This is a genomic window from Nitrosomonas mobilis, assembly GCF_900103035.1.
Classification (GTDB): Bacteria; Pseudomonadota; Gammaproteobacteria; order Burkholderiales; family Nitrosomonadaceae; genus Nitrosomonas; species Nitrosomonas mobilis.
The window spans coordinates 1-24,038 of record NZ_FMWO01000011.1 but is presented as its reverse complement, the minus strand read 5'-3'; the positions used below and the strand labels follow the sequence as shown (position 1 = coordinate 24,038).

Genomic DNA, 24,038 nt, shown 5'->3' with positions numbered 1-24,038 from the left:
TACATGTAATTAAAAAATCAGTTGAAAGCGGCATAAATCTAAAAATATTGGCTGTTCAGGCGGTAAATCACCATGGTGTTAATGGGGTAATTTTCCTATAAAAATCATGATTATTCCTTGCGATTGCATGCCTGGAGTGCTAGACTTTCACTTAGGATAATCGTGAACGCTAAGATTGTCTGTTTCTATGAATAGAATAATTTTTAGTATGGCAAAAGTTTGAAGATAATATGTATAACGTAGTGATTTGTAATTAGTTGATTAACGTGGGGGGGTGTTAAATTATGGGCAGTAAATTGTTGTCGTTCTGGGTGGGAGTGATGGTACTTGGTTTTTATTCAGGTTCAGCGGTGTCAAGTAAGTACAATTTGCCGGAGCCTCAGACCATCATCGCTCAGCAGATATATGACCAGCATATTTGGGCATTATGGATCTGTCTGGTTATTTTTATTGCTGTATTTGGGGTGATGGGCTATTCCATCGTCAAGCATCGCAAATCGGCCGGATATAAAGCTGCAAATTTTCATCACAGCACCACAGTTGAGATTATTTGGACAGCCATTCCTTGTATTATTCTTATATTCATGGCTTGGCCAGCCACCAAAACGGTCATCGCCATGAAGGATACTACTGAGTCGGATATTACGGTTAAAGTAACCGGCTACCAGTGGATGTGGGGCTATGATTATCTGCAAGGCGAGGGTGAAGGCATAAAATTCTACAGCCAACTGGCAACTTCGCAGTCAGAAATTCACAATGAGACGCCTAAAGGTGAAAACTATCTGCTGGAGGTGAATAATCGTTTAGTGGTTCCCGTTGGCAAAAAAATCAGGATTATATTAACAGCAAATGACGTGCTTCATGCTTGGTGGGTTCCCGCGCTGGGAGTTAAACAGGATGCGATCCCAGGGTTTATTCGAGACACCTGGTTTACGGCGGACAATGTTGGCGTTTTTCGTGGGCAATGTGCAGAGTTGTGTGGAAAGGAACACGGATTTATGCCAATTGTTGTCGAGGTGGTTGAGGAGCAGCAGTATGCCCAATGGGTTGCTGATCAGTTAAAAACAGCTGCTACAGATGCGAATGCCGCAATTATTAATGCTGCTGCAAAGTAATTTGCAATTCTCGTCAAGGATTTGCAGGCAAAGTTGGTAAGTTGGTTTAATTAAGGAGGAAGTAAAATGGCAGTAGTTCAAGATGTGCATGGTCATGTGCATGGCCACCCTACCGGCATTATGCGCTGGATAGGAGCGACTAATCATAAAGATATTGGCACCATGTATCTGTGTTTTAGTCTGACCATGCTGTTTATCGGCGGATTTTTAATAATGGGTGTGCGGGCTGAGCTTTTTATGCCGGGTATGCAGATATTCGAGCCTGAAGTGTTTAATTCATTTACTACGTTGCATGGTTTGATCATGGTATTTGGTGCAATTATGCCGGCTTTTGTTGGATTTGCTAACTGGCAGGTACCTATGATGATCGGCGCGCCCGATATGGCGTTTGCACGGATGAATAATTGGAGTTTCTGGCTACTGCCTGTTGCGGCATCGCTGCTGATAGGATCATTTTTCGTGCCGGGTGGCGCAGCTGCAGGCGGATGGACTTTTTATCCGCCTCTTTCCACTCAGGGCGGTCTGGGTGTTGATATGATGATTTTCGCAATTCATATTCTGGGCGCTTCATCCATCATGGGTGCGATCAATATCATTACTACTATTTTGAATATGCGCGCTCCGGGCATGACACTGATGAAAATGCCGATGTTTGTTTGGACGTGGTTGATTACGGCCTACTTACTGGTGCTGGTGATGCCAGTGCTGGCGGGTACCGTGACCATGCTGCTGACAGATCGTCACTTTGGGACTAGCTTTTTTAATGCTGCTGGTGGCGGTGATCCTGTGCTGTTTCAACATGTGTTCTGGTTTTTTGGTCACCCAGAGGTATACATCATGATTTTGCCTTCATTCGGCATTGTTTCTGAGGTCATTCCAACCTTCGCGCGTAAGCCATTGTTTGGCTATTCATCGATGGTTTACGCCACGGCTTCAATTGCAATCCTATCCTGCATTGTCTGGGCACACCATATGTTTTCAGTAGGAATGCCGGCCGCAGGTCAGTTATTTTTTATGTACGCAACGATGTTGATTGCAGTTCCTACTGGTGTGAAAGTATTTAACTGGACGGCTACCATGTGGAGGGGGTCAATGACGTTCGAGACACCCATGCTATTCGCAATAGGATTTATTTTGCTGTTCGTTATTGGTGGATTCAGTGGTGTGGTCTGCGCGCTTGTTCCGGTCGATATTCAAGTGCAGGATACTTACTACGTGATTGCTCATTTCCATTATGTGTTGGTTTCCGGTTCGTTATTTTCTTTGTTCGCCGGCGCATACTACTGGTTGCCAAAATGGTCCGGTCGCATGTATGACGAAACGCTTGGAAAATGGCATTTCTGGTTATCGATGGTATTTTTCAATCTCACTTTTTTTGTACAACACTTTTTAGGTTTGGCTGGTATGCCACGAAGAATCCCGGATTACGCTTTACAGTTTGCGGACTTCAATATGATTTCCAGTATCGGGGCATTTGGATTTGGTTTGGCTCAGCTGTTGTTTGTGTACATTGTTATTAAATGTTTACGCAGCGGTGAAAAAGCACCCGATATGCCTTGGGATGGAGCAAAAACATTGGAATGGACGCATTTGCCTACACCGGCGCCGTATCATAGTTTTGAAACACCCCCGGTTGTTAAATTTTAAAGAGTGATTCTGGTGTGACTGATAACAATGATACAAAGCTGAAGCGTAGAAAAATACTGACAGCGTTGATCTTGCTGGTTATGTTCATCGTTATTTATATAATTACCGTTACCTCCAAGCAATGAAACTAGACGAGCCCAGGATTAATGTAAAAATGCTGAGAAAGCTGTTGGTTTTCAGTGTGATGATGTTTGGTTTTGGGTATGCGATGGTGCCTCTTTACGAGAAGTTTTGTGAGGTAACGGGAATATATGAATTACAACAGCCCGATGTGTTGGATAAAAACGCAAAGGTTGATGAAACCAGAATAATCAATATTCAGCTGGATGCAAATGTACGTGGATTGCCTTGGAGTTTTAGGCCTTTACAGTCCGCCATACAAGTGCACCCTGGTAAATCAGCGGAAGTTATATACGAAATCAGTAATCAATCAGATAAAACTCAAGCGGGCCAGGCTATTCCAAGCTACAGCCCCAGGAATCTGGAGCGATATCTCAAAAAGTTTGAGTGTTTTTGTTTTACTCAACAGGAGCTAGAGGGTGGGGAAACTAGACAAATGGCTGTTAGATTTGTAATAGACCCCGAGCTTCCTAAAGACGTACATACAGCTACACTGTCATATACATTTTTTTCGCTGATGAAGGATTGACTTAGTAAGATTCAAAACGACAGGAGTTAACATTGAGCGATGGCGATATCGACAAAGCAACCGTAATGCAAGTAGCAAAGGCTGTTTTCTTTTCTTTTATCGGCATTAGAAAACAGGGTGATCTCGAGAATGATGCGGTCAAAATAACGTTGTTGCAGGCGGTCATAGGCGGTATCGTCGGTTGTTTAATATTTATTGCGGGCCTGATTCTGCTCGTACGTATTGTAACAAGTTGAAGTAGAAATTAAATTTAGGGGGAAATATGAGTCAAGCAACAGAGCATTATTATGTGCCAGCGCCATCTAAATGGCCGATAATAGGTTCAACCGCATTGGTGTTTATGGGGTTTGGTGCGGCACTCACGATGAACAAACTGCCGTTGGGATATAGTTTGCTCGGAATAGGGTTTGCCATACTTGTTTTCATGTTATTTGGTTGGTTTGGAGAAGTAATACGTGAAAGTCAGAAGGGTGTTTATCATGCCCAGGAAGACAGGTCCTTTAGATGGGGAATGACATGGTTCATTTTCTCGGAAGTGATGTTTTTTGCTGCGTTTTTCGGGGCTTTGTTTTACATGCGGACTTTTTCCATACCCTGGTTAGCGGGTGAGGGTGTCGGCGGCGTGGATCATGCCTTATTATGGCCGGATTTCACGGGCGACTGGCCGACTGCAGGTCCCGGTTTTGCAGATAATTTTACTCCTATGGGAGCGTGGGGAATACCGGCGATAAATACGCTTTTACTTTTGACCTCTGGCGTTACGATTACCCTTGCACATTGGGCGCTGCAGAAAAACGACCGCAGCGGACTTAAGTTGTGGATGTTGGCAACAATTGCATTAGGTGTAACCTTTCTTGGATTCCAAATTTATGAGTATGGCCATGCTTATGCTGATTTAAATCTCAAGCTAACCAGCGGAGCCTATGGTTCGACTTTTTATATGCTGACAGGCTTTCATGGCTTTCATGTGACGCTTGGTACGATCATGCTGATTGTAATTTACTTCAGAAGTGCAGCAGGTCATTTTAAACCGGAGCACCATTTTGGTTTTGAAGGCGTGGCTTGGTATTGGCACTTTGTGGATGTGGTGTGGTTGGGTTTGTTTATATTTGTTTATTTGGTTTAATTCAAGCAAACTAGAAACGTAAAAGATATAAATATTCTGTGTGAATATAACTCGACATGGCATAGTAAAAATTGACTATGCCATGTCGGGGTTGGTGTTCAATGCTGGGTTTGGCAGGTAACAAGTGAAAAACTCGAATTATCAGTTCAGACCTAATTTGTGGCTGTCATTCATTGCGATACTTGCGCTGGCACTATTTATCAGATTAGGTTATTGGCAACTATCACGAGCCGAGGAAAAAGAAGCTCAGTTTTTGCAATTGGAGACATATGCAAAGCAACCTGCAATAGCGATACCGACAACACTAGTAGATCTTGAAAGCATAAAATACCGTCGTGCTGAAGTGCACGGTTACTTAGTGCCAGAACTAACAATTTTGCTGGATAATAAAGTTTACGGTGGGGTTGCAGGTTATCATGTTTTGACGCCATTACGTATTGAAAACAGTGATATGCATGTGTTAGTTAATCGCGGCTGGATTGCGGCAGAAGCGAGCAGGATGAATTTACCTGAAATAAACACTCCAGTTGAATATATCGATATTGTTGGCACAGTAGTTGCTCCAAATGTTAAGACCATTGCACTTTCAGAAAATCAGGTAAGTGGAAAGGTTTGGCAGAATTTTGACCTGGAGCGTTATCAAGGAATGACCAATATTATTCTTCAGCCGATTATGCTGCTTCAGGACGAAAACCCGGATTGGGTAACTGATGGTCTGGTCAGAAAATGGAAGCGGCCTGATTCTGGCTCATCCAGAAATCTTGGCTATGCCGTGCAATGGTTTTCGTTGGCAGTGGCGACTTTTTTTATCTATATTGCACTTAATGTCAAACGAAAAAAACCGCAGGGGTAGATTACAGCTAATCCTGATAATACTGATGATATTGTCACCAGTGATAGCTTCTTATATCTTCCACACCTATAACTTGCGTCCGGAAGGTACCGTTAATTATGGCGAGTTATTGAAACTGAAACGAATAGAAGGCGATGCGACAAATCTGGAAGATAATACGATCTTTAGAGTAAAACAGCTGAAAGGAATGTGGACATTATTAATGATTGATTCTGGAAACTGTTATCAGTCTTGTCAGGATAAACTTTATTTGATGCGGCAGATTCGCTTGGCAACACATGTCGACAAGGATCGTGTAGAACGGGTGTGGCTGATAAATGATAATGCTATCCCTGATTCTCTCCTCATTGATCAATACGAGGGCACTCAGCTTGTGCTGGCCAAGAACAAAGATCTGTTATCAGAATTTCCTTATATAGAAAGCCAGCAGGATCATATCTATGTGATAGATCCAATGGGACATCTAATGATGCGATATCCTAAAGATCCAGATCCGAAAAAGATGATTGGCGATTTAAAGCGGCTGTTAAAATTATCTCATATGGAGCACTAGGTTAATAATATATCGTGACTTGTCAAAAATCTAATGATTGCTTTGTTAAGCTAAATGATAATTGCCTAAGGAGAGTGTGATGGTTACAAATTCATTAACGTGGGAAGATGCTTCTGCGAGAGTGGTGCAGTTCTATCGATTAACCAAGCCAAGAGTGGTGTCGCTGATTGTGTTTACAGCGATCATTGGTATGCTCTTATCCGTTCCGGGAGCCGTGCCACTCGACATCCTGATTCTAGGCACGGTCGGTATTTCTCTGGTAGCTGGTGCGGCGGCAGCGTTGAACTGCTTGGTGGAGCATAAGTTTGACGCAGTTATGGCGCGTACAAAGGGCAGACCGTTACCACAAGGTAAAGTCAGCGTACCTGAAACATCATTTTTTCTGATACTGGTTGGCGGCTCAGGACTGCTAATACTGTATCAGTGGGTCAACCCATTGACTATGTGGCTGACATTAGGTACTTTTGTTGGCTATGCGATTATTTACACATTAATACTCAAACCATTAACTCCACAAAATATCGTGATTGGCGGCGCTTCGGGTGCGATGCCACCGGTCCTGGGGTGGACGGCAGTAACAGGAGAAATCTCAGCTGATGCATTGTTACTATTTTTGATTATTTTTGCTTGGACACCACCTCATTTCTGGGCACTGGCACTTTATCGCAAATCTGACTATGCCAAAATTGGTATGCCCATGTTGCCAGTGACACACGGCGACGCATTTACGCGCTTACATGTATTGCTGTATACAATCATATTATGCATTGTAACGCTTCTGCCCTACCTTACTCAAATGAGTGGTTTAATTTATTTGATAAGTGTGTTGATACTGGATGCTGTTTTTCTGTATTACGCAGTCAAGATTTATTTAGACTATACGGATCAGATTGCCAGGGAGGCTTTTCGATTTTCTATACTTTATTTGGCAATTCTGTTTGCAGCTTTATTAGTAGATCATTATTTTTACTTCTAGGAGTCCGGTCGGGCTTAAGTATTTAAGTATAATCGTAGTGAGCCAAGTAGGAGAACGAAAATGAGGAAATATGAGCCGTTGTCCCATTGGCGTAGTATTAGTCTTAAGTCCGACAGATTCCTGGGTAAAGTTGTTATCTGATTTTGATTTACTTAGAGGATAAACTTGCCTGTGGAAAAATTTTCCCTGGGTTTAAGATGTTATCTGGATCAAAAGCCTGCTTCACTCGTTGCATCAATTCAATTGTTGTGCTGCTTAACTCTTTGTTAATGTACGCTCGTTTTTCTGATCCTATGCCATGTTCACCCGATAACGTGCCTTGCAACTGAATGACGAGATCGAAAATTTCGTTTAAACAAGCGTTAGCTCTTTCAAGCTCGCGTGAATCATCTGGATCTATCAACAGGTTGACATGAATGTTGCCGTTACCAATGTGCCCAAAATTAACATTCTTGAGTTTGTAATGATTACTGAGCTGTGCTAGTCCAGTCAACAGATTGGTAACTTGGCTGATAGGTACGACGATATCTTCATTAATCTTCTTGGGCGCTATGTCGCGTAGCAATGGCGATAATGTTTTTCTAGCTTTCCATAACTGATCTATGTCGGTACAAGCTGAGGCTTCTAGCAGACCATCATTTTGACATGCTAGAAGCAGTTGCTCCGTAATGTTCTCGACTTCCTTTGTTGTTCCGTCAATCTCAATCATCAGCATGGCATGTGAAGCGGCCGGGGCTATCTCTGGATTTCTTGACCGAATAAGGGAGAGTGAGCCGGTATCTAGAAATTCGAGCGCGCTTGGTCCTTGGGCATGTCTCATGATGTTTACGACAGCATGTGCGCAACTAACACTGTCACGGTAGTGAGCGGTAAGGCCACCCTTTGCGACGGGAAGGGGTGTTAATTTGAGAGTGGCTTCGGTAATGATGGCAAGTGTGCCTTCTGAGCCGATCAACAAGCGAGTGAGGTCATAACCAACTACTCCTTTTGTTGTGTAACAACCAGTTTGGATAATTTCTCCTGTTCCGATGACTGCGGTCAAACCAAGGACATGATCGCGTGTTGTTCCATATTTTACGGCGTGAGGCCCGCCGGCGCTAGTCGCAATATTGCCACCGACAGTGGAATAGGCAGCGCTTGAAGGATCTGGTGGCCAGAAAAGCCCGTGTGGCTTGGCAGCAAACTGCACGTTTTCATTGAGTACGCCGGGTTCGGTAACCAACACGCGGTTGGCAACATCGACTCTGATAATCCGAGTCATTCGTTCCATAGACAAGGCAATGCCGCCTTGTTCCGCCAGACTGCCTCCAGCCGTGCCTGTTCCACGGCCACGAGCAGTGACAGGTACCTGATAAAGCCGGCATAAACTAATTAATTGGGAAACTTCCTCAGTCGTCTGCGGGAAGATGACGCATTCAGGTGGAAAAATCTTTCTGCTGTTGTCGTATGCGTAAGCATAGCAATCTGCAGGATCAAGATAATACTGGTCGGAGGGGATAAATTTCTCCAGCGCGCTAATAAAACCAGAAGCTAACATGTGACTGGATCTAGTCAAGATACTCAAAAACTTTTACAACTTTAATAACATCCGATGTGCTGCTGGCTAATTCGGCTGCCTTTTCTCCTTCGGCACGCTTAACTAATCCTGCGAGGTAAACCACGCAGTTTTCAGTAATCACTTTGACGTGATTGATCTGGAAGACATCGTTGTTGAGAAACCGCAATTTAACTTTTGTTGTGATCAGGGTGTCTTTATTTCTGGAAGGCAAAGGACTCTTGGGTGCGATTGCGATTTCGTTAAAGATATTGTGGACATTCTCTACACCCATCGCCAGTTTGACCACTTCATTTCTTACCGTCTCAGTTGGGACTTCTCCCGTTAATAGCACGTTGCGGTTAAAACTGGTTACGTTTACATGCACATTGTCATTAAATCTTTTATTAATTCTACGGCTTGTCACAAGCTCAATTCGTTCATCCTCGATGAAAATCCCGCTGCTACGACGATCTTCGGTCATTAGGGCACCAGTGCTTGCACTGATGCCTACACCAGTGATAATCATCGGTACACAACCAGAGATAGGGATCAAGAATAAAAACGAGGAGAAAAATTTAAATCTATTTTTTTGCATAAAATGGGAGCTTGTATGGTAGTTGCATTTTACCGGTTCAGAACCGAACTCCAATGGGGGAATGCGGTGATGTGAAAATGTTTTCATGCAGGTAATTTGTAACTTAGGTAGTCTACACTGAGCGTCAGTTAAGCTTGGCAATAATAAATACTTACCAGATTAAAGATCAGGTTGATGGCGTTGGTTTAAATTGACTTAATTCAGGTTGTGCTGTGCGCCATAAGTAATACTTGAAAGTATAAACAGTCTATGACATATTGGCACATTCGGGTAGTGCTTTAGAGCTGCTGGGTGCTGCTTGCTAATGTAATTATTGAAAATATTTTTAATTTTTAGGATAAAGATGAACAAAAAAGGAGCTTTTCTTGGTTTGGTATTCGTAGGTAGTTTATTGTTTTCCATTAATTTGCAGGCTTACAAGGAGCACGCGGCTTCAGCACATACCGCTTCAGATGTGATGACACTAGAAAAGACTGATGTGCACATTGGTAATGGCGAGGAGGCTGTGGTTGGCAAAACGGCCAAGGTGCATTATACCGGCTGGCTGTATGATGCGGCTGCTGAGGATAAGAAAGGTACAAAATTTGACAGCTCTCATGATCGATCAAGCCACTTTTCATTTCTGTTAGGTTCTGGCCGTGTCATCAAAGGTTGGGATCAGGGCGTGCAGGGGATGAAGGTCGGCGGAAAACGTACCTTGATTATTCCTCCCTCCATGGGTTATGGTGCTCAGGGAGCGGGCGAGGTAATTCCACCAAATGCAACGCTAGTATTTGATGTGGAGTTGATTGGGTTAGAAAACTGATTCTTGCAGCTTCAAGCCCTGCTATCCAGACTTTCAGCTAGTCTCTGATAGCTGGCCATGCGTCTCGATTCAATGGAGCCGTTACGCATGGCCTCTTGAAGTGCACATCTTGGCTCGTTAAAATGACGGCAGTTTCGAAACTGACATTTGCCTAGAAAAGTCCGAAACTCGATAAATCCCCATGCTAGGGCAGCCAGATCCATTTGTTGCAGCCCAAATTCCTGAAAACCAGGTGAATCAATGATATGACTGACTTCGTTCAGGTGAAACAGACGAGTATGCGTTGTTGTGTGCCGTCCACTGTCGAGTGCGGTGGAAATCTCAGCAGTGGATTGTCGTGCTTTTGGAATAATTTCATTGAGTAACGTGGATTTCCCCATGCCGGATTGACCTGCGAACAAGCTAGTGTGATTCAATAAATAGGGAATAAGTGGTTGAGCGTTCTTTTTTGCACTGATTGCAAGTACCGGGTAATCGAGTTTTTGATAGAGTTGTAAATATTGCGCGGCTTTTTGCGTGGATTTGTCTAAATCGGTTTTATTGAGCACGATAAGCGGTCGGATTTTCTGATACTGCGCCGCAATCAGGCAGCGATCAAGTAGCTCCAGATTAAAGCTTGGCTCGGCTGCAAGCACATATACCAATTGTGTCACATTGGCAGCGATTAGCTTTTCTCGAAAGCTGTTGCAGCGATAAAACAAAGTGGTGCGTGGCAGAATGGTCTCAATCACGCCCTGATCAATCGCAACCGGGAAAAATTCGACCTGATCGCCGCAAGTGGCGTCATGTTTCTTGCCGCGCATGATGCAGGAATAAACCTTACTCGTGCTTGTCTCTATTTCAAAACGTCGTCCGTATGCTGCGGTCACCTGTCCGGTGATAAGGTCTGGACGAGGAGTGGTTGCTGAGCTGGTTACGCTATTTTTTGCAGGCTTCAAATGATCAGCAATGCATCAATTTTTGCAGCACAGATGAAATCGTTTTCTGATAATCCATTAATGGCATGTGTTGAGTAGATTACCTGACAACTGTGATAGCTGACCATCATGTCAGGGTGATGATCTTCACGATTGGCAATCCATGCTACTGCATTGACAAAAGCCATGGTCTGGTAAAAATTTTTAAATGAAAAGGTCTTGCTGATTTTGTTGTCAATAATTTTCCATCCATCCAATTGCACGAGTAGATCGTTTGCTGTCGTTGTATTTAGCGGAGGAACGCCACCTTCACAAGGTTGACAGCGGCGCTCACTCAAATTACAAATATCCGTCATACCGTTGCTCCTATTGATTGCAGATTATTGAGATGGGCAATGCGAATTGCTGCCGGTGGGTGCGAATCATAAAAGGCAGAGTGCAACGGATCAGGTGTCAGTGTAGCGGCATTATCCTGATAAAGCTTGACTAATGCCTTAGTTAGATTCTCTGCCGAGGCATGCTGAGCGGCATATTCATCTGCTTCAAATTCGTGTTTGCGTGAATACAGACTTGACAAAGGTTGCAACAGAAAGGAAAACACCGGCATGACCAGAAAGAATAGCAGCAAGGCCATCGCAGTTGACGGAACGGCCGTGACCGGAACGCCCAGCCCAGTATAAAACCATTGCTGTTGCATCAGATACCCCAGCGCCCACAGTAGTAGTAAACTCATGGCGAATGAAAGCACAATCCGTTTGAGAACGTGGCGGCGTTTGAAATGACCCAGTTCGTGCGCAAGTACGGCTTCGACTTCCGCGGCTTCCAGGCGATTGAGCAAGGTATCAAAAAAAACGATGCGTTTGGTTTTGCCAAAGCCAGTAAAATACGCATTTCCGTGACTACTGCGCCGAGAACCGTCCATTACGAACAAGCCGCTGGATTCAAAGCCACATTTTCTTAGCAAACTTTCAATACGTGATTTGAGCGCATCATTTTTCAGTGGTGAAAATTTGTTAAACAATGGGGCAATCCAGTTAGGATACACTGCCAGCAGCAATAGATTAAAGCCAATCCAGATCAGCCAGGTGTAAAACCACCAGTTTTCGCCGGCCTGTTGCATCAACCATAAGACACATAGTAACAATGGTGTACCCAATAGCAGGCCGAGTACATAATGCTTGATCAGGTCGGAAAAAAACATGCCTGGCGTCATTTTGTTGAAACCGAAATGTTGTTCGATGACAAAAGTACGATAGTAGCTAAAAGGAATTTCCACTACACTCAATAGCCCAACAGTACTGAGAATAAGCGCCATACCATGTGTCAGCGGATCATTAAACCAGTTTAGCCAGAAATTGTAAATAAGCTGTAATCCGCCACCAAGGGTAAGCACCAGTAGCAAAACAGCATGCAGTACAATGCCTGAATAACTAAAATTTACCTTGGCACAAGTATAATCAGCCGCTTTCTGGTGTTCAGCCAGGCTGATCTGCGTGGCAAACGCTGCGGGCACCTGTTCGCGATGGGCGATGACATGTTGCTTGTGGCGCGTTGCCAGCCATAGTTGAAGCATAGTGGTCAGGCAAAATACTGATACGAAGAAAATTGTAAAAGTGGGCATATGTCTGAAAATCTCGATGAGTTGTGGAAATGAGAATATTTTTGATAAACAGCGGCAGTCTCGTTAAAGAACCTCGACAAGACGGCTACTTGCCAATATGACACGATTCACTCTTTAAAATTCATGGGCACTAATTATGGCACAAGATAGCAACAACCTTATCTGGATAGATATGGAAATGACTGGACTAAATCCACAGACTGATCGCATTATAGAAGTAGCATTGGTCATTACTGATTCTGAACTGAATAAAGTAGCAGAGGCCCCCGTGCTGGTTGTGTCGCAATCCGATGATGTACTGACAGGAATGGATAAATGGAATCAATCGACCCATACCAAGTCCGGGTTGATCGGTAAGGTTAAGTCATCTAAATTGACCGAGCAGGACGTGGAAGCCAGTATGCTGGCTTTTTTGCAGGAGCATGTCCCAGAGGGTAGCTCGCCGATGTGCGGCAATTCTATTTGTCAGGATCGGCGTTTTCTTGCGCGCTATATGCCAGCACTGGAAGCACATTTCCATTATCGCAATCTGGATATCAGCACACTCAAGGAGCTAGCCAAACGCTGGAAGCCGAAAATTACATCTGGATTCAACAAGGAAAGCAAGCATGAGGCGCTGGCGGATATTTATGAATCAATTGAGGAACTCAAGTACTATCGCTTGCATTTGCTCAATCTCTGAGCTTATCAATAATTGGAGACAACCCCATGCAAAAACGCACAACTTATGCACTGACCGTCAATCCCAGAATACCCGAGCGGCTGGTTCGCCTGGAGGAGTTGGCGAACAATCTCTGGTATAGCTGGGATCGTGCGACACGCGCGCTCTTTTCCCGGTTGGATGCGCGGCTTTGGGAGGCGGTTGAGCATAATCCCAAGGCTTTTCTTAAGCGGGTAGATGAGTCACTGCTGATCGCGGCAGCAGAGGATCCCACCTTTCTCAGCAATTACAACAGCGTCTTGTCTGCTTTTGATTCCTATCACTCGGAACCGGCGCGCCATCAGGCTATACCAGGAATTGGCGCGCGCGATCAGATTGCTTATTTCTGCTTTGAATTTGGTTTTCATGAAAGCCTGCCGGTGTACTCCGGTGGATTGGGTATTCTGGCTGGGGATCATTGCAAAGCGGCAAGTGATGTTTGCCTGCCTTTTGTCGCGGTTGGCCTGTTATACCGGCAAGGTTACTTCTTTCAGACGATCGATGGACAGGGTAATCAGCAGGCAACCCATACCGATTGGGATTTCGATGATTTGCCGGTAATTCCTGTATTACAGGAGGACGGAACAGAGGTCAGGGTGTCGGTCAATTTTCCGGGTCGAGCCGTTGCGATCAAGGTATGGCGAGCACAAATAGGCCATGTGCCTTTATATCTGCTGGATACGGATATTCCTGAGAACTCACAACGTGACCGTTTGATCACTTATCAGCTTTATGGTGGAGATCCGGCCATGCGAATCGAACAGGAGCTCATTCTGGGTGTGGGTGGGGTAGAAGCTTTAAAAGCGATGAATATCAAGCCGACAGTTTGGCATAGCAATGAGGGTCATGCGGCTTTCATGATGCTGGCACGTGCGCGTGATCTGGTGCGTGAGGGGTTGGATTTTCCTAGTGCGCTCGAAGCTGTTGCGGTAAAGACAGTATTTACCACGCATACTGCGGTACCGGCAGGGCACGACCATTTTCCCGAAGCGATGATGCAGCAATATTTTGAAAGTTTTTATCACGAGCTTGGTATCACTCGCGAAACATTTATGGCGCTCGGATGTACGGCAGATAATCATGATTTCAATATGACTGCGCTGGCGATTCGCATGTCACGTATGCATAATGGCGTCAGCAAGATTCACTGTGGAGTGTCTGCTCAAATTTGCCGGGATTTTTGGCCGCAAATCGAGCCGGAGGAGAATCCGATCGATTACATCACTAACGGCGTGCATATCCCCACATTTCTTGCGCAGGAGTGGGTGGATCTATTTGATCGTCAGTTGAGTCCCGAATGGCGCAACAAGCTATGTGATGGTGAATTCTGGGCATCCATTAAGAAAATACCTGATCATGTTTTCTGGAGCATTCGCCAAACTTTGAAGTCACAAATGTTTTATGGTATCCGTGCGCGCCTGACCGAACAGAACATTCGCAATCACGGCTCTGATGCTCATCTCGATCGCTTACTAAAATTTGCCGATCCGATCAATCCGAATGTCCTGACTCTGGGATTTGCACGTCGCTTTGCCACCTATAAGCGCGCGACGCTACTATTCGAGAACCTCGACTGGTTACGGGAAATCCTGCTTGATCCGGAGCGCCCCGTATTGCTGATTTTTGCGGGTAAGGCGCATCCCGCTGATCTTCCAGGGCAGGAATTAATCCGGCGCGTCAGTGAGGTGGCAGCGATGCCGGAATTTGTGGGGCGGATTCTGTTGGTCGAAGGCTATGATCTGCGACTTGCGCGACGTCTGGTTGCCGGTGTTGACGTGTGGTTGAACAGTCCGATTTACCCGTTGGAAGCGAGTGGCACATCCGGAATGAAGGCTGGTATCAATGGTTCGCTTAACCTGAGCATCCTCGATGGCTGGTGGGGAGAAGGGTTTGACGGTACCAATGGCTGGGGGATCAAACCAGTAGCACAGGACGTGGATCCAAAGATGCGCGATGCGGAAGAGAGCCGGTCGTTTTATGAAATACTTCAAGATCAGGTTATTACGCTTTACTACGATCGTGGTAAATCTGGATATTCTACTGGCTGGGTGAAGAAGGCCAAGCATTCGATGATTTCCTTGCTGCCGCGCTATGGCGCGAGGCGCATGGTTGATGAGTATATACAAAAATTTTATATTCGCGCCAGCGAGCAAGGGTTACGCTATGAGAATGACGGCTATGCAGTGGCAAAAGAGGTTGCCGATTGGAAAACCAAAGTACTTTCCGCCTGGGGTGGAGTCAATATCCGTCGGCTGGATAGCCCTAGTCAGCAATTGTCCTTTGGTGAGCCCATTCATTTCAAGGTGGCTGTGCAGTTAAATGGCCTGCAGCCGGAGGATGTATTCGTGGAATTACTGATTTCGCGCCAGTACAATCAGACCAGGCTGGACCGATTCAAACATTTCCGCTTCGAATGTACCGGCAAACTCGGTGCGGAAGAGCACCAGTTTGAATTGACGCATGCGCCGGTACTGTGCGGCAGGCAGCAGTATTATTTACGTGTCTATCCTTGTCATCCTATGCTGGTACATTCTTTGGAAATGGGGTTGATGCTGTGGGTCTGAACTGGTAATGTTACAGCCAGTTGTTAATGTTTGCTTTATTCGGCTGCTGGCATACTGAATTCAATATTATCTATCAGTCTGGTCTGACCAAGTCTGGCCGCACCCAGGATAGCCAGATGCCCATCATCGGGAATTGCCGGTGACAGGGTTTGCTGGTTGCAGATCGCAATATAGTTGCTTTGCCAGCCGTGTGCAGCAAGTGTTTGTGATGCTTGCTGCCGCAGTTTACCGAAGTTTCGTTCTCCGCTGGCAATATTGTTCTTGATCTGCGCGAGGACAGCAGCGAGACGGCTTGCCTCCTGTCGTTCAGCGGCATCCAGGTATCGATTGCGTGAGCTGAGCGCGAGGCCGTCCTCGGCCCTGATAGTGTCGCCTGCAATGATTTCAATTGGCAGATTCAGCTGTTCGACCATCTGACGAACCAACTGTAGCTGCTGATAATCTTTTTTACCAAAAATCGCCACCTGTGGCTGCGTAATATTAAATAGCTTGAGTACCACGGTCATGACGCCATTGAAAAAACCGGGTCGAAAAGCTCCTTCGAGAGTGTCCGCCATAGCAGGTAATGTCAGGCGGAACTCCTGCGGAACGGGGTAGAGAGTTTTTTCATCCGGCATGAAAACAATGTTCACATCCATTTCCTTTAGCAGCTGACAATCTTCTACCGCAGTACGCGGATAGCGGTCAAAATCTTCATGGGGTAGAAATTGTAGGCGGTTGACAAAAATACTGACGACCGTGCAGGTTGTGTGTTGCTGAGCCAATCGTACCAGCGACAGATGCCCGGCATGAAGATTGCCCATGGTAGGTACCAGTGCAATCGATGTTTCAGCCTGCAGCCGCGCCCGTAGGGTAGTTATCGAGGTAATGATTTCCATTGGGTATCTTTTTTGTCGCTAGAAGGCGTGCTCGTTCGCAGGAAACATTCCTGATCTGACTGCCTGAACATAAGCTTCAACTGCTGAGTGGATGGAATTTGTATCCTGCAAAAAATTTCTGACGAAGCGTGGCGGTTTGCCCGGGTAGATGCCGAGCATGTCATGCAATACCAAAACCTGTCCGCTACAGATTGATCCGGCGCCAATACCGATGGTTGGAATGGAGAGCCGTTGGGTAATTTCGCCAGCAAGAGTGGCGGGCATCATCTCCATTACCAGCATGGCAGTCCCCGCTTCCTGCAGAGCCATGGCATCCTCACGCAGGCGTTGCGCATCTTCCGTTTTTTTCCCCTGTAGCTTATAGCCCCCTAGTTGATGTAGAGACTGCGGTGTCAGGCCGATGTGAGCGCATACTGGAATACCACGATTGGTAAGAAAATCGACCGTCTCCGCCATGTGGCGTCCTCCTTCAATCTTGACCATTTGTGCGCCAGCCGCGAGCAGGCGTGCCGCATGCGTGAAAGTCTCCTGAGGAGATACCTGGAACGTGCCAAAAGGCATGTCGGCAATGATGAATGCTTTGTGGGTGCTGCGCGCCACACATGTCGTGTGGTAGAGCATGTCTTCGAGCGAGACCGACAGGGTATCGGGCTTGCCTTGAATGACGTTACCAAGTGAGTCACCAACCAGTAGGATATCGATACCAGCTTTTTCCAGTACGTTTGCAAAGGTTGCATCGTAGCAAGTCAGTACGGCTATTTTTTCGCCAGATTGATATTTCTGTTGAAGGTGCTCGCGGGTGCGACGTTTGTTGCTTGCTTCCTCCATGGCGATGTCACTCATTAATATTGAAATATTCGCGAGCACTGCGCATCTGTTCGATACGGGTGAGCAGCAGATCGAGATCAGCCTCACGATGGGCAAAATCAAGATGTTCACTGTTGATGATCATCACTGGCGCTTGGTCATAGACATGAAAGAAACGTAGATAACGTTCGGTTAGTCGCCACAAGTAATCTTCAGATAACCCTTTTTCCATCGGGAGGCCGCGTTGTTTGATGCGCTTAAGCAGAATTTCCGGGGTGGCTTGCAGGTAAATCACCAGATCGGGTATGGGCAGGTCAAGATCGAGGCGCTGCCGGATCTTCTGGTAAAGCTCGCGCTCGGTCTCGCCCAGTGTGACTTCGGCAAATATCTGATCCTTGTCGAACAAAAAATCACTGACGATGGCATGTCTCTTTTCCTGTTGCAACTGGATGGTATCGAGCTGTTCGAGACGCTGAAACAGAAAATATAATTGTGTAGAAAGCCCATGACGAGGCATGTCACTGTAGAAATTCTGCAGAAAAGGATTGGTTTGGGGCTGCTCGAGCAGCGTAGCGCAATTGAGCCGATTGGCAATATTACGGGCCAGACTGGTTTTGCCGGTACCGATGGCGCCTTCGATGACAATGTAGCGGTAATGCTTAAGATTCATGACGGGGGGATACGCTCCAAGGATTGATGTACGCAAGTAGTCAGGCAGTCTGCAACGTTGCCCTGCCCGGGAATGTGGCACGCATTGGCAATTTCCAGTAAAGGCTGAAGTACGAAAGCGCGCTCGTGCATGCGCGGATGCGGCAGAACCAAGTCTGCATCACTACATTGTAGATCCTCAAATAACAAAATATCCAGATCGAGAGTGCGAGGTGCGTTACGGTAAGTGCGCACGCGACCACAAGTCTGTTCGATTGCCAGCAGGCTTGTCAGGAGGGCATGTGGCGTGAGGCGCGTTTCCACCTGCACGACAGCATTGATGAAATCCGGCTGGTCGGTCCTGCCGATGGGAGCGCTGCAGTAGAGTGACGATCGCTTCATAATTTTCGTGTATTCAAGAGTATTCAGCATTTGCATGCCTCGCTCGACTTGTGCGGATGGATCGTCAAGGTTGCTGCCGAGCGCGATGAAAACTTGTGTGGCAGCTTCTGGTAGCATTGTGCCCGACATGAATTTACTGGGAAATAATTGTTTTTTCGTTTGCGACATCTTTACGTCGGCTGCGACTTTTTCTGCGTCGTTTAGGGATGGTTTCCGCGTCCAGCATACTCTCTCGGGTAGCTTGATCAGCATTCTTGAATGCTTGCCACCATTGTGCGATTTCTGGCTCGATTTCGCCGCTCTCACAGCGTAACAGCATGAAATCGTAAGCAGCCCGAAAATAGGGCTGTTCCAGCAAGCGGAATGGCTTTCGTCCGGCGCGTGCGTAAAATCGTGGTTGCATTGACCAGATGGCGCAGATCATGCTGTCATGGCGACGAGGAATCGCCAGTCGAGTACGCTGCGCAGACAGGATTTCTGCCATTGCCTGATGCAATGCGGGAATTGAAGGTTCGCCAGCATTGACCCGCACTTGCCAAGCGGCCAAAACTTCATGCCATAACAATGCGGCAAAAAGAAAACCTACCGCGACCGGTTGATCTTGCCGGACACGTTCGTCGGTATTTTTCAGTGTCAAGGTAATGAAACGCTCCCCCAATGGCTGCTCCAGCACGACATCAAGCATCGGTAGCAGTCCGTGGTGAAGGCCGCGTGTACGTAAATCAAGCACACCCGTAAGTGCGTGGCCTGAGAACAGCAATTTCAGCATTTCGTCAAATAAACGCGCAGGTGGTACATTTCTCAACAATGGCGCCAGATCTCCGATGGGGGCGGCGGTGCGATCATCGATCTGGATGCTCAGCTTGGAAGCAAGGCGCACTGCTCGCAACATCCGTACTGGGTCTTCACGGAAACGTTGTTCCGGATTGCCGATAACTGACAGGCGTTTTGCTCTGACGTCCTCGAAACCATGAAGATAATCTATGATTTCCTCAGTTGTTGGGTCATAAAAAAGGGCGTTGATAGTAAAGTCGCGCCGCAAGACATCTTCTTCCTGACTACCGAAAATATTGTCATGGAGTAATCTTCCGTCAGCATCAGTTTGAGTGCCCGCGGGGCATGACTGGGGAAGATCATGACCAGTATTACCACGGAAAGTCGAAACTTCCACAGTCTCATTACGGCTGATAACGTGAACCAAGCGGAAGCGGCGACCGATGATGCGGGAGCGACGGAATAATCCACGTACTTCTTCTGGAGTGGCGTTAGTTGCAATATCATAATCCTTGGGTTTTAACCCAAGCAACAGGTCGCGTACCGCCCCTCCAACGATATAGGCAGAAAATCCTGCCTGCTGCAATGTTTGCGCTACCCGCAGCGAACTGCGGCTGATATGGTCGCGGGAGATGCAGTGCTCAGCAAACGCAATGGCACGAAAATTTTTTCGGGAGGAGGGCGTGTCAGTATCTGAAGAAAAAATACGGCGCAGAAATTTACGAATCATGCCTTGAGGATTTTACAAAGTGATCTTTCTTCTTCAGTAGCTTGAATGTATTAGAAGTAGAGCTGGTTGAGTTGAATGATTATACACGTGGTAAGGGTTTATTTTTAAACGAAATCAAGAAAAGGTCATTAGAGTTTGTACTCTTGGTGCGCATAACCCAGCATTCCCTGCACAATCCTGACAGAATAGTAACATAGCCAATTGATCAAACGCGCTAGCCCTGAGCGTTTTTTCCAACTATAGCGTAATACGGGGTACGATTTTTTCATACCTTGCAGTAGACCGTCGCGCAATTGCAGGGCAAATTCGTGATCATCGATAATGACATTGGCCTCACGAGCCAACAGCAGGCTGAGCGGATCGATGTTGGACGAACCCACCGTAGCCCAGCACTGGTCGATTACGGCAACCTTGGCATGCAAATAGCCGTGTCGGTATTCGTAGATGTGAATTCCCGCCGCCAGCAGGTTGCCATACAACGCGCGAGTCGCAAGGTGCTGAACGAGATGTTCTGTTTTTCCCTGCAACAGCAGCACGACCCGGACACCACGTCGTGCTGCTTCTATCAGGGCATGGCGGAAATTGATACCAGGTAGAAAATAGGCATTTGCAATCAGAATTTCTCTATTGGCGGATTCGATTGCCTGTAGATAGCAGTGCTCGATATTGCGCCGGTTGCGTAAATTGTCCCGAATCACGAAAGCGGCTCGTTGTCTGCCCGCAGGGCGCTGCTGCCCTATAACCGGCGCATAATTTGTCCAGCGTTTTTTGAAGTGGGCCCAGGCAACCAGTGTCCACAAGTGTCGTGCGGCGGCGTGAATAAATTGTAGCAGAGGTCCGCGAATTTCGACTGCATAGTCGAATTGTGGCGAAGTGATATCTGGCCCTGAAAAATCATCAATGATATTGATTCCACCTACAAAAGCGATGCTGGCATCCATAATAGCCAGTTTGCGGTGCAATCTCCGTAGCCGCTGGCGCTTCAGGCGGAGCGAGAATATTTCCTGTCGGTAGATCAGCAGCTGTACGCTTTTTTCCAATAACTTGCGAATGTTCTCCTCAGGATAATACTGCGAGCCAAAACCGTCGATCAGTACATGTACGGCTACCCCACGTCCGGCTGCGCGTACCAGTGCAGCAGCGATGCGCTGCCCAGCGCAATCATCCTGAAAAATATAGGTTTCGAGAAAAATTTCTTGCGTGGCCTGGTCTATCGCTTTTTCCAACGCTAGAAAGTATTCGGTACCTGTATGCAACAATCTGAGTTGATTGCCCTCAACAAACTCGGGTACATTCATAGGCGTTCAATGTTGGCCGACAATGCCGTATGGTCCGAGATACCTGACCAGAGGCGGTTTTGTAAAACACGCGCGTGTTTTACATTAAAGCCGCGGATATATATTCTGTCCAGGCGCAGCAATGGTAGAAAAGAGGGAAAGCTGCGCGCACTCTTGCCGTGCGCGTGCTGAAAAACCTCGGTGAGTTGCAGGCGATCTGGCAGTAGTCGGTTTGCTGTACCGCGCCAGTCATTGAAATCGCCCGCCACTACGAGAGGAGCGTTGGCGGGTACGAGTTGCCGGATACGTTTCTCCATTGCCTGGAGCTGCTGCCCCTGCCCGCGTCTGAATAGCCCTAGATGCACGCAAATGCAGTGCAGCGTATCTTCCCATCCCGGAATGGCAATTTCGCAGTGAAGCAGTCCTCGGCTTTCAAAGCGATGAGCGGAAATGTCTTCATTTTCCCAACGCAAGATGGGAAAGCGACTGAGAATGGCGTTTCCGTGATGGCCATGATCATAGACGGCGTTTCTGCCGTAAGCGTAATCTGGCCAGATGGAATCTGCCAGAAACTCATACTGGGAAATTTCTGGCCAATTCTGGAAGCGGAAGGCAAGCCGAGAATGCGCACCAATGACTTCCTGCAAAAAAATAATGTCCACGCCGAGGCCACGCAAGCGATCGCGCAATTCGTGCAATATCACGCGCTGGTTGAAGCAGGATAGACCCTTGTGTATGTTATAGGTGGCGATGTGCAGCGTTTTATTCGACATGAGTGACATAAAGTCCGTTGGTCTATTTCGAAACATCCAGCATCCGTTCTAGCGCCAGTTTTGCCAGTTTCGCCTCGCGTTTGGGCACTTTGATCTGATTGACGATCTGCCTCTGCACGAGGTTTTCCAGCGTCCAGGCCAGATGCTGCGGATCGATCCGCGCCATGGTTGAACACATACAGACCATTGGAGACATAAACTGGATTATTTTTCCATTCGCCTTGAATTCTTCCGCAATACGCCCGACCAGATTCAGTTCGGTTCCAACTAACCAGCGAGTACCCGGCTTGGCGTCCCTGATGGTATTGATGATATATTCGGTTGAACCGACATAATCGGACGCGCTGCACACCTCGAAACTGCATTCTGGGTGGGAAATTACCAGGCCGTCCGGATACTGATTGCGAAAGCGCAGAATATGCTGGGGCTGAAACATCTGATGCACGGAACAATGGCCTTTCCACAGCAGAATTCTGGCATTCTTGATCTGCTCGGGTGTCAGACCGCCCATAGGCTGGTCGAAGTCCCAGACACACATTTCTTCCATCAGCAATCCCATTTTGTGGCCACTCCAGCGCCCCAGGTGCTGATCCGGGAAAAACAACACTTTTTCACGGCGGCCAAACGACCACTGCAGGATTTTAACGGCATTGCTGGATGTGCAAACGATACCGCCGTGTTCGCCGCAAAAAGCTTTGAGATTCGCGCTGGAGTTGATATAAGTCACTGGCGTGACCATTTCATCGGGATCGAGCGCCTCTCCCAACTCGCGCCAGGCGCGCTCGACCTTGCCAAGGTCTGCCATGTCTGCCATGGAGCAGCCAGCTGAAAGATCTGGCAAAATCGATATCTGCTCAGGACCGGATAAAATATCGGCTACCTCGGCCATGAAATGTACTCCGCAAAATACCAGATAATCGGCATCCGTCTGCGCCGCTAGAAAAGAAAGCTTAAGTGAGTCGCCAGTGAGATCAGCGTGCCGATAAACGTCCGCACGCTGATAATGGTGTGCCAAAATGACGGCTCGTTTACCGAGCGTTTTTTTGGCCGCAATGATGCGCTCTGTGCATATTGCATCCTGCAGCAATTCATATTTCTCAAAATCCTTAGCATTTGCTTGCATAATCGATCCAGATTAAATTTGTAAAGTTACTCATACAGTATAGTTGACGGTATTAAGCCTTGAAGTATAGCTTCAGATCGTTGTCTGGTTTGGCTGTTCTGATCAGATGACGTTTCGTGCTTAATCGTGCTCGCCTTGCGCAATAACTTTTTTACGCTTCAGCCAGGCGTCAGCGCCGGTTCCGATTCAGAATATCCATCTGGTTTGAAATTCATTAACACTAGCTTGGCAAATCTATAGTTTATCTCGGCGCAATTCACTTATCATTGACTTGGGTTTGCAAAACATAGATAATGCTCGACTATTTTGGAGGGGTTCCCGAGCGGTCAAAGGGATCAGACTGTAAATCTGACGGCTCTGCCTTCGAAGGTTCGAATCCTTCCCCCTCCACCATAATATGATATTGATGTTGGCATATAGTGTTTACATTATGTTTGTGGGCGCAAGTTGGCTAGGCTAGTGGCTTAATCACAAAAAAATAGTCATGAGCGGGTGTAGCTCAATGGTAGAGCAGAAGCCTTCCAAGCTTACGATGAGGGTTCGATTCCCTTCACCCGCTCCATCAGAAGGGCGTACGCATTAGAGTAGTTTGCCCATGTAGCTCAGTGGTAGAGCACTCCCTTGGTAAGGGAGAGGCCGCCAGTTCAATCCTGGCCATGGGCACCATGTATTTTTTCTGGTACGCGCAGTGTGTTTTGGATTGGCGAGCTAAAATAAAAGAGTATGGGGTTGAATTGGTTGATGTGGTGTTAAAACGAGGAAGGAAAGTATGGCTAAGAGTAAATTTGAGCGAAGCAAACCACATGTAAATGTCGGGACGATTGGACACGTGGATCATGGCAAGACGACACTTACTGCTGCGATCACGACGGTGCTGACGAACAAATATGGTGGAGAGATAAAATCCTATGCGCAGATAGATTCTGCGCCAGAAGAGCGCGCGCGCGGAATCACCATCAATACCTCTC

General features: G+C 46.8%; 25 protein-coding genes and 3 tRNA genes. 15 read left to right on the top strand and 13 right to left on the bottom strand.

Translation table 11 applies throughout. The features are described 5' to 3' along the window. The first annotated feature begins 320 nt into the window (after positions 1-320). The 8 genes from coxB (at position 321) to cyoE (ending at position 6,919) form a co-directional block, all read left to right on the top strand. Positions 321-1,115 carry a cytochrome c oxidase subunit II gene (coxB, locus tag NSMM_RS00250; RefSeq protein WP_245654615.1) on the top strand — a complete coding sequence of 265 codons (795 nt, stop codon included), beginning with the start codon at positions 321-323 and terminating at the stop codon, positions 1,113-1,115. Between the two features lie 66 nt (positions 1,116-1,181). Continuing rightward, positions 1,182-2,762, top strand: a complete 1,581-nt coding sequence (gene ctaD, locus NSMM_RS00245; RefSeq protein ID WP_090283446.1) for a cytochrome c oxidase subunit I — start codon at positions 1,182-1,184, stop codon at positions 2,760-2,762. A gap of 121 nt (positions 2,763-2,883) precedes the next feature. Beyond that, the gene (locus tag NSMM_RS00240; protein WP_090283444.1) at positions 2,884-3,411 is read left to right on the top strand and encodes a cytochrome c oxidase assembly protein; all 528 of its coding nucleotides are present in this window, start codon (positions 2,884-2,886) and stop codon (positions 3,409-3,411) included. A 32-nt stretch (positions 3,412-3,443) separates the two neighbouring features. Then, the gene (locus NSMM_RS00235) at positions 3,444-3,647 is read left to right on the top strand and encodes a DUF2970 domain-containing protein (RefSeq protein ID WP_245654613.1); all 204 of its coding nucleotides are present in this window, start codon (positions 3,444-3,446) and stop codon (positions 3,645-3,647) included. A gap of 26 nt (positions 3,648-3,673) precedes the next feature. Then, positions 3,674-4,537, top strand: coding sequence for a cytochrome c oxidase subunit 3 (locus NSMM_RS00230; RefSeq protein ID WP_090283442.1), 864 nt, complete (start codon positions 3,674-3,676; stop codon positions 4,535-4,537). A gap of 124 nt (positions 4,538-4,661) precedes the next feature. Then, positions 4,662-5,390, top strand: a complete 729-nt coding sequence (locus NSMM_RS00225; RefSeq protein ID WP_090283440.1) for an SURF1 family protein — start codon at positions 4,662-4,664, stop codon at positions 5,388-5,390. Then, complete coding sequence (locus NSMM_RS00220) at positions 5,362-5,943, top strand: hypothetical protein (RefSeq protein WP_090283438.1); 582 nt, start codon at positions 5,362-5,364, stop codon at positions 5,941-5,943. Before NSMM_RS00225 ends, NSMM_RS00220 begins: the two co-directional genes overlap by 29 nt. Positions 5,944-6,022: 79 nt before the next feature. Further along, positions 6,023-6,919: a heme o synthase gene (gene cyoE / locus NSMM_RS00215; RefSeq protein WP_090283436.1), complete on the top strand. Its 897-nt coding sequence runs from the start codon at positions 6,023-6,025 to the stop codon at positions 6,917-6,919. Between the two features lie 148 nt (positions 6,920-7,067). Here cyoE and NSMM_RS00210 read toward each other — a convergent pair whose 3' ends face one another. Together NSMM_RS00210 and NSMM_RS00205 are read right to left on the bottom strand one after the other, a co-directional pair. Beyond that, positions 7,068-8,456: an FAD-binding oxidoreductase gene (locus NSMM_RS00210; protein WP_090283435.1), complete on the bottom strand. Its 1,389-nt coding sequence runs from the start codon at positions 8,454-8,456 to the stop codon at positions 7,068-7,070. 10 nt (positions 8,457-8,466) lie between these two features. Continuing rightward, positions 8,467-9,138, bottom strand: a complete 672-nt coding sequence (locus NSMM_RS00205; RefSeq protein ID WP_245654612.1) for a BON domain-containing protein — start codon at positions 9,136-9,138, stop codon at positions 8,467-8,469. 256 nt (positions 9,139-9,394) lie between these two features. Between NSMM_RS00205 and NSMM_RS00200 the strand changes: the two genes are divergently transcribed. Further along, complete coding sequence (locus NSMM_RS00200) at positions 9,395-9,856, top strand: FKBP-type peptidyl-prolyl cis-trans isomerase (protein WP_090283432.1); 462 nt, start codon at positions 9,395-9,397, stop codon at positions 9,854-9,856. A gap of 11 nt (positions 9,857-9,867) precedes the next feature. Here the strand turns inward: NSMM_RS00200 and rsgA are convergent, their stop codons facing one another. Genes rsgA through NSMM_RS00185 form a run of 3 tightly spaced genes read right to left on the bottom strand, consistent with a single transcriptional unit; the run spans position 9,868 to position 12,394 of the window. After that, a complete protein-coding gene (gene rsgA / locus NSMM_RS00195; RefSeq protein WP_245654611.1) occupies positions 9,868-10,794 on the bottom strand; it encodes a ribosome small subunit-dependent GTPase A in 927 nt (308 codons plus the stop codon). Beyond that, a complete protein-coding gene (locus tag NSMM_RS00190; RefSeq protein WP_090283431.1) occupies positions 10,791-11,129 on the bottom strand; it encodes a 4a-hydroxytetrahydrobiopterin dehydratase in 339 nt (112 codons plus the stop codon). Before NSMM_RS00190 ends, rsgA begins: the two co-directional genes overlap by 4 nt. After that, positions 11,126-12,394, bottom strand: a complete 1,269-nt coding sequence (locus NSMM_RS00185) for a M48 family metallopeptidase (protein ID WP_090283428.1) — start codon at positions 12,392-12,394, stop codon at positions 11,126-11,128. Before NSMM_RS00185 ends, NSMM_RS00190 begins: the two co-directional genes overlap by 4 nt. Positions 12,395-12,530: 136 nt before the next feature. On the opposite strand from NSMM_RS00185, the gene orn reads away from it, so the two are divergent. Both orn and glgP read left to right on the top strand, forming a co-directional pair. Further along, entirely contained in the window at positions 12,531-13,076 is a 546-nt protein-coding gene (gene orn, locus NSMM_RS00180; protein WP_090283426.1) for an oligoribonuclease, read from the top strand. 26 nt (positions 13,077-13,102) lie between these two features. Further along, the gene (glgP, locus tag NSMM_RS00175; RefSeq protein WP_090283424.1) at positions 13,103-15,658 is read left to right on the top strand and encodes an alpha-glucan family phosphorylase; all 2,556 of its coding nucleotides are present in this window, start codon (positions 13,103-13,105) and stop codon (positions 15,656-15,658) included. A 35-nt stretch (positions 15,659-15,693) separates the two neighbouring features. On the opposite strand, the gene panC is transcribed toward glgP, so the two are convergent. From panC to nadA, 8 genes are all read right to left on the bottom strand, one after another. Next, positions 15,694-16,536, bottom strand: coding sequence for a pantoate--beta-alanine ligase (panC, locus tag NSMM_RS00170; RefSeq protein ID WP_090283422.1), 843 nt, complete (start codon positions 16,534-16,536; stop codon positions 15,694-15,696). A gap of 18 nt (positions 16,537-16,554) precedes the next feature. Continuing rightward, positions 16,555-17,379, bottom strand: coding sequence for a 3-methyl-2-oxobutanoate hydroxymethyltransferase (gene panB, locus NSMM_RS00165; protein WP_425412338.1), 825 nt, complete (start codon positions 17,377-17,379; stop codon positions 16,555-16,557). Beyond that, positions 17,372-18,013: a deoxynucleoside kinase gene (locus tag NSMM_RS00160; RefSeq protein ID WP_090283418.1), complete on the bottom strand. Its 642-nt coding sequence runs from the start codon at positions 18,011-18,013 to the stop codon at positions 17,372-17,374. The genes panB and NSMM_RS00160 overlap by 8 nt, the downstream gene beginning before the upstream one ends. Then, positions 18,010-18,522 carry a 2-amino-4-hydroxy-6-hydroxymethyldihydropteridine diphosphokinase gene (gene folK / locus NSMM_RS00155; protein ID WP_245654610.1) on the bottom strand — a complete coding sequence of 171 codons (513 nt, stop codon included), beginning with the start codon at positions 18,520-18,522 and terminating at the stop codon, positions 18,010-18,012. The genes NSMM_RS00160 and folK overlap by 4 nt, the downstream gene beginning before the upstream one ends. 4 nt (positions 18,523-18,526) lie before the next feature. Continuing rightward, complete coding sequence (gene pcnB, locus NSMM_RS00150) at positions 18,527-19,897, bottom strand: polynucleotide adenylyltransferase PcnB (protein WP_090283416.1); 1,371 nt, start codon at positions 19,895-19,897, stop codon at positions 18,527-18,529. Positions 19,898-20,025: 128 nt separating this feature from the next. Then, positions 20,026-21,195, bottom strand: a complete 1,170-nt coding sequence (clsB, locus tag NSMM_RS00145; protein ID WP_090283413.1) for a cardiolipin synthase ClsB — start codon at positions 21,193-21,195, stop codon at positions 20,026-20,028. Then, the gene (locus tag NSMM_RS00140) at positions 21,192-21,947 is read right to left on the bottom strand and encodes an endonuclease/exonuclease/phosphatase family protein (RefSeq protein WP_090283411.1); all 756 of its coding nucleotides are present in this window, start codon (positions 21,945-21,947) and stop codon (positions 21,192-21,194) included. Before NSMM_RS00140 ends, clsB begins: the two co-directional genes overlap by 4 nt. A 22-nt stretch (positions 21,948-21,969) precedes the next feature. Then, positions 21,970-23,070, bottom strand: a complete 1,101-nt coding sequence (gene nadA, locus NSMM_RS00135) for a quinolinate synthase NadA (RefSeq protein WP_090283409.1) — start codon at positions 23,068-23,070, stop codon at positions 21,970-21,972. Between the two features lie 308 nt (positions 23,071-23,378). On the opposite strand from nadA, the gene NSMM_RS00130 reads away from it, so the two are divergent. From NSMM_RS00130 to NSMM_RS00115, 4 genes are all read left to right on the top strand, one after another. Next, positions 23,379-23,463, top strand: a tRNA-Tyr gene (locus NSMM_RS00130). Between the two features lie 95 nt (positions 23,464-23,558). Continuing rightward, positions 23,559-23,632 (top strand) — tRNA-Gly (locus NSMM_RS00125). Between the two features lie 29 nt (positions 23,633-23,661). Further along, positions 23,662-23,736 (top strand) — tRNA-Thr (locus NSMM_RS00120). Positions 23,737-23,839: 103 nt separating this feature from the next. Beyond that, positions 23,840-24,038, top strand: a 199-nt coding sequence (locus tag NSMM_RS00115; protein ID WP_245654609.1) for a GTP-binding protein, incomplete at its 3' end; no start/stop codon positions are given.

Bases quoted from the DNA above. Each gene is read 5' to 3' on its own strand.
- NSMM_RS00220 (WP_090283438.1), top strand. From the start codon at position 5,362: ATGTCAAACGAAAAAAACCGCAGGGGTAGATTACAGCTAATCCTGATA.
- clsB (WP_090283413.1), bottom strand. From the start codon at position 21,195: ATGAATGTACCCGAGTTTGTTGAGGGCAATCAACTCAGATTGTTGCAT.
- NSMM_RS00205 (WP_245654612.1), bottom strand. From the start codon at position 9,138: ATGAAAACATTTTCACATCACCGCATTCCCCCATTGGAGTTCGGTTCT.
- NSMM_RS00210 (WP_090283435.1), bottom strand. From the start codon at position 8,456: ATGTTAGCTTCTGGTTTTATTAGCGCGCTGGAGAAATTTATCCCCTCC.
- panC (WP_090283422.1), bottom strand. From the start codon at position 16,536: ATGGAAATCATTACCTCGATAACTACCCTACGGGCGCGGCTGCAGGCT.
- panB (WP_425412338.1), bottom strand. From the start codon at position 17,379: ATGAGTGACATCGCCATGGAGGAAGCAAGCAACAAACGTCGCACCCGC.
- coxB (WP_245654615.1), top strand. From the start codon at position 321: ATGGTACTTGGTTTTTATTCAGGTTCAGCGGTGTCAAGTAAGTACAAT.
- glgP (WP_090283424.1), top strand. From the start codon at position 13,103: ATGCAAAAACGCACAACTTATGCACTGACCGTCAATCCCAGAATACCC.
- NSMM_RS00160 (WP_090283418.1), bottom strand. From the start codon at position 18,013: ATGAATCTTAAGCATTACCGCTACATTGTCATCGAAGGCGCCATCGGT.
- cyoE (WP_090283436.1), top strand. From the start codon at position 6,023: ATGGTTACAAATTCATTAACGTGGGAAGATGCTTCTGCGAGAGTGGTG.
- NSMM_RS00240 (WP_090283444.1), top strand. From the start codon at position 2,884: ATGAAACTAGACGAGCCCAGGATTAATGTAAAAATGCTGAGAAAGCTG.
- NSMM_RS00185 (WP_090283428.1), bottom strand. From the start codon at position 12,394: ATGCCCACTTTTACAATTTTCTTCGTATCAGTATTTTGCCTGACCACT.
- pcnB (WP_090283416.1), bottom strand. From the start codon at position 19,897: ATGATTCGTAAATTTCTGCGCCGTATTTTTTCTTCAGATACTGACACG.
- ctaD (WP_090283446.1), top strand. From the start codon at position 1,182: ATGGCAGTAGTTCAAGATGTGCATGGTCATGTGCATGGCCACCCTACC.
- NSMM_RS00200 (WP_090283432.1), top strand. From the start codon at position 9,395: ATGAACAAAAAAGGAGCTTTTCTTGGTTTGGTATTCGTAGGTAGTTTA.
- NSMM_RS00140 (WP_090283411.1), bottom strand. From the start codon at position 21,947: ATGTCGAATAAAACGCTGCACATCGCCACCTATAACATACACAAGGGT.
- NSMM_RS00230 (WP_090283442.1), top strand. From the start codon at position 3,674: ATGAGTCAAGCAACAGAGCATTATTATGTGCCAGCGCCATCTAAATGG.
- folK (WP_245654610.1), bottom strand. From the start codon at position 18,522: ATGTCGGGCACAATGCTACCAGAAGCTGCCACACAAGTTTTCATCGCG.
- nadA (WP_090283409.1), bottom strand. From the start codon at position 23,070: ATGCAAGCAAATGCTAAGGATTTTGAGAAATATGAATTGCTGCAGGAT.
- orn (WP_090283426.1), top strand. From the start codon at position 12,531: ATGGCACAAGATAGCAACAACCTTATCTGGATAGATATGGAAATGACT.
- NSMM_RS00190 (WP_090283431.1), bottom strand. From the start codon at position 11,129: ATGACGGATATTTGTAATTTGAGTGAGCGCCGCTGTCAACCTTGTGAA.